Genomic DNA, 3,340 nt, shown 5'->3' with positions numbered 1-3,340 from the left:
TGGTAAGATGAATATTGTCCAACAATAGTCGTATGGATCATGGAATGCCCTCTGTGCGGTCATCATAAGACCCATCAACAGGTCAAAACTAGTAAGGGAAGCAAGCGTAACTACTGTCCCGAATGCCTACAAACTTTCACCGAAACGTTTGATACTCTTTACTATCGCGCCACAAATTGAGCCAGAAAAAATTCGCATAGTTCTACAGGCTCATGGTTCAGGAAGTAGTTTAAGAGGAGTTAGTCGTACAGTTAATCTCACCTATAATACGGTAGTCAGCTTAGTACGAGCAGCTTCTGTTAAAGGACAAATGATTCATAATGCCGGTGTACAGAATGTTGTTTCCTCACAAATCAGTAGCGACGAGTTTTGGTCATTCGTCCAAAAAAACAATTTCGCTGTAAGCGGAATGAATTGAGAGAAGGGGACTGTTGGTAGGAGATGACTCAAGCATCATCAAGCGGGTTAATTCTGGCCGCTCTTGTAGGCAAACATATAGACCAATTCATCCCTTGATTGACCGTGAATACAGGGCAAGAAAACCGACTGTAAGCAATGGCATACCGATGGTTGGGGAGGATATGAGCGAGTTAAAGAATTCAGAAGTCAGACACATCATTGGTAAAGACCAGACGCAGCATAAGGAGCGAACGTTCCGGAATTGTTCGGCAGCAGACAGGTCGGTGGCATCGCCGACAGCAATTTATTTGGCGTCGGTCTGGGAGCAAACTGAAGCAACAGTAAGATTGGTGGTTAGCTATTTCAATTGGATTTGGGTTCATAGTCGCTTTGGCAATACGGCAGCAGAAAGGGCTAGGTTAGCTGACACCCCTTGGAGATTGGAACGACTTGCGCGACATACCCACACTTTGCTGATGCACTACCGAAGATACCTCTGAAGAAGAGACCTCTTGGCGTCGCCATGGTGGGGGGGTCGCGAATCAAGGGCGAAGGCGAAAACAGCCTGAAGGGGCGGAGACGGGTAAGCAGTTGGAGTTCGTGCCAGGGGTGATCAGGTCAACCATAGGAGTAGCCCCAAGGCGGCTGATTCCAAGGGGCTGTGGTCAGAGTAGGATGATCAGTTTTGAGTACGATGATCTGGTGATCATGGAGTATTGCCCCCATTCCCAAATCTAGGGGTTAGGGGGCAATACCAACTAAACGTCCTAAGTCCTATTCAAGCTAAAATACCGTATCATTAATAAGACTAAAACTGGTGTCATCTTGGAAGACGGCAATTAAGTCCCCCTTATGATATAGATTTGTATCCAGTGCTGATGTACCAGTAACATTACTGTAATTCACAGTGTAATCACTGATACCACCACCGAGCTGAACTTTATCACTTTGTGTCCCATCAAAGTCAGTGATTGTCGCGTATCCAGAGTTACCATCACCAATGTAGGCAACCTTGGTGCCAAAAGCATTGTTACCTAATGCGAAGGTATCCGCACCCGTGCCACCAGTTAAGATGTCCCGTTCGCCGGAACTACTACCTCCATAACCATAAAGAGAGTCATTACCAGAGCCACCGGTCAGGGTGTCGTTGCCAAAGCCACCATACAAGTAGTCATTGTCAGAGCCACTATCAAGAATGTCGTTGCCTAGATCACCGAGAAGAACGTCAGTACCAGCATTCCCATACAATTCGTCATTGCCAGATTTACCCCAGAGCAGGTTGTTGGAACTGTTACCACTGATGCTGTTGTTGAGGCTGTTACCGTGACCATAGTAAGCACTACCAGTCAGGGTCAAGTTTTCTACGTTGTCTCCTAGCATGTAGCTGATGGAGGAGTAGACTCTATCAATACCCTGATTGACATATTCGGTGACCACATCCCCGGTGCTGTCAACCGAATAGATGTCATTGCCCGTGCCACCATACATCCGGTCACTGTCTGTACCACCGACAAGAGCGTCATCACCACCATTCCCATATATGGTGTCGTTGCCAGATTTCCCGAAGAGGACGTTGTTGGAACTGTTACCACTGATGATGTTGTTGAGACTGTTACCGTTGCCGGAGTAAGCACTACCAGTCAGGGTCAAGTTTTCTAGGTTGTCTCCTAGGGTGTAGTTGATGGAGGATTCGACTGTATCAATACCCTGATTGACGTATTCGGTGACCACATCCCCGGTGCTGTCAACCACATACCTGTCATTGCCCGTGCCACCATACATCCGGTCACTGCCTATACCACCATTAAGGTAGTCGTTGCCAGAGCCACCAACGAGGGTGTCGTTGCCACCGTAACCATAAAGATAGTCGTTACCAGAGCCACCATAACCGTAGTTGTTTAAGTTGTCACCGATGTAAGTTACCATGTCATCTGCTCCTGATCGATTGCAATTGTTTGAAAATTTGTGGATTGTTCTGTTCGGAAAGATTCACTCTATTTGTCTGAGTTTGATAAAGAGGTGCGACCCGTGGCGAATTTAATAATTAGATGCGGAAAGCGCACCTAAAAAATTTTTCAAGAAATACTTATTATTAATAGGAGTGGTTTTGCCATCAAGAGCATCACGCTTTCTTCACTGCCCTCACTTTGTAAATCACTCCGAAAATCCAATTTTTCTACAGTTTTATATAAAGTTTTGTAACGGATAAGTACCTGGACAAAAATAAACCTCGCTGTATTAACTTGTGTAAAGTTGCCAAAAGTCCCTCTGCTCCCTGCTCCCTGCTCCCTATTTCAACAGTTAATTTTACTTTTGTCCGACTACTTATCATAAACCGTGGAAATTACCCTGATAACTAATTGGACAAGCATTCCTGATCAATGGTCATGAGCAGGCCAATTCAACATATGATGATTAAATCAAAACAATATAAGATTGAAAATCAACAGCGGGAGCAGGTTTTGGCAGAACTAGTTGAGCATATTTTGCGTACCCGTAAAGTGTGTCGCCCACGGCCAGGTCATCCTCTATCTGGCATCTATCTAGAGATCTATCAGACCGTACAAGAGCAGCTCAACCATAAACTTGAGGAGGCTATTGATAGCCGATATCTACAAATTACTTCTGATCAGGAGTGGGCGTCTTGGCGGGATAGTGTCTTTAAAAAGGTACTCGACGAGGGTCGTCTTCAGCAGCTAGCCCTAGAAGCACAACGACACCAACTCAATACCCCAGAGCGATTTTATGCCTTAACGGAATTGCTCAATGCCATTAAGCTTTCTGGTAAGCTTTACCATCGAGGCAAATTTTCCCCTGAGGTCTATGATGATGCTGTGAATCTGACATTGTATTATGTTTATCAAAACCTCAATCACTACAATCGAGAAAAAGGAAAATTTATAGCCTGGGTCAATTATCGCCTCAATAAGATGTTACAAAA

Annotated in this window: 2 protein-coding genes and 1 pseudogene; 2 read left to right on the top strand and 1 reads right to left on the bottom strand. The window is 45.1% G+C overall.

Annotated elements, in window-relative coordinates; all coding sequences use genetic code 11:
• Positions 1–24 precede the first annotated feature (24 nt).
• A pseudogene (locus F6K49_RS38030) lies at positions 25–876 on the top strand (IS1 family transposase).
• A gap of 306 nt (positions 877–1,182) precedes the next feature.
• Here F6K49_RS38030 and F6K49_RS38025 read toward each other — a convergent pair.
• On the bottom strand, positions 1,183–2,325 hold the full coding sequence (locus F6K49_RS38025; protein WP_293105421.1) for a calcium-binding protein: 1,143 nt from the start codon (positions 2,323–2,325) through the stop codon (positions 1,183–1,185).
• A 482-nt stretch (positions 2,326–2,807) separates the two neighbouring features.
• On the opposite strand from F6K49_RS38025, the gene F6K49_RS38020 reads away from it, so the two are divergent.
• Positions 2,808–3,340 (top strand): hypothetical protein (locus tag F6K49_RS38020; RefSeq protein ID WP_366514279.1); only part of this gene is annotated, 533 nt, incomplete at its 3' end.

The organism is Moorena sp. SIO3I6, assembly GCF_010672095.1.
Note: the sequence above shows the minus strand (reverse complement) of the source record. Positions and strands in the feature narration are given on the sequence as shown.

Excerpts from the sequence above, each read along its gene's own strand:
- F6K49_RS38025 (WP_293105421.1), bottom strand. The coding sequence starts at position 2,325 with ATGGTAACTTACATCGGTGACAACTTAAACAACTACGGTTATGGTGGC.